We start from the raw sequence: 1,424 nt of genomic DNA on the forward strand, positions 1-1,424 counted from the left end.
CATATCACGCAGGGTGGGCAGGTATTCAGCTATATGCTGAATATGTTCATGCAGGTAAACAAACGCGTTTCATTCTGGTTAATCTGGTTTTTCGTTATTTTTTTGCCGCTATTTTTCTGGTTGCGTCTGCCCTGGGAAACTATCCGTAATGGCGGACTGTACTGGTGGCTGTCACTTACTGCCCGTGGAGAAAAGGCGCTGTACCGGGTTCCGCCTGTCTATGACATTCCCTGGAACGGGCAGGTGCTGCACGCAACGTCGGAGCAGATCCTGAAAGACGATTATATGGTCTGGGCCGGTAATATGTTCCTCCAGGAGCTGTATCTGGCTCTGTTCTGGGCCTCTGTGGCGGTCGGCGTGCTGGCCTTTCTGATTTTCCGTTTTCTGCGACGTCTGGGGGAAAAACAGGCTCAGGATGAACGTATTGGTGGACGTGAACTGACAGATGATGTGAAAGCGGTGGCGCGTGAAATGCGGCGTCGTGGTGAAGCCTCATCCATCTGTATCGATAAGTTACCTCTGCTGCTGAACAGTGAAGTGCAGTATCTGATGATGTACGGCACGCCGGGGGCCGGTAAATCCAACACGCTCAATAAACTGCTGAAGCAAATCCGGGCACGTGGCGATATGGCCATTATTTACGATAAAGGCTGCTCGCTCATTAAAAAGCATTTCAGTGAACAGGATGACGTCCTGCTTAATGCACTGGATCGCCGCTGTGCATACTGGGATATGTTCCGTGAATTTGAGTCCATTCCCGATTTTGACAGCGCAGCCAGTACGCTGATCCCGATGGGGACAAAAGAAGATCCGTTCTGGCAGAGTTCTGCCCGCACCATTTTTTCTGCCGTGGCGTATCGCCAGAAAAAGAACGGCAGTCACTCCTACAATGCCCTGCTGCGCACGTTGCTGGCGATTGACCTGAAGGCCCTGCGTGACTACCTGGCCGGAACGGAGGCCAGTAACCTGGTGGAAGAGAAGGTGGAAAAGACCGCCATCTCCATCCGCAGTGTGCTGACCAACTATGTCAAGGCATTACGCTATCTGCAGGGCATTGAACGCACCGGACGTCGTCCGTTCACCATTCGTGAATGGATGAGTACGGTCAACGATCCACAGATCACCCGACACGGCTGGTTATGGGTCACCAGTAATGCCCGTCAGCATGAGTCGCTGAAGCCGTTAATTTCCATGTGGCTGGCCCAGGCCGCTAACTGTCTGCTGGGGATGGGAGAGAACCAGCATCGTCGGATCTGGTTTATCTACGATGAACTTCCGTCGCTGAACAAACTGCCTGAACTGCCGGGCGTACTGGCTGAAGCCCGTAAATTCGGAGGCTGTTTTGTGCTGGGTTTTCAGGCCAAAGCACAGATGGATTACACCTACGGTAAAGAGTTTGCCGATGCCATGCTGGGACTGGTGAA

The 1,424-nt window shown here is 52.7% G+C and carries 1 protein-coding gene; it reads left to right on the forward strand.

Translation table 11 applies throughout. The features are described 5' to 3' along the window. Positions 1–1,424: type IV conjugative transfer system coupling protein TraD (gene traD / locus BEA93_RS24295; protein WP_157942470.1), on the forward strand; the 1,424-nt coding region annotated here is incomplete at both ends.

Source organism: Escherichia sp. MOD1-EC5950 (genome assembly GCF_002965345.1).
Classification (GTDB): Bacteria; Pseudomonadota; Gammaproteobacteria; order Enterobacterales; family Enterobacteriaceae; genus Escherichia; species Escherichia marmotae.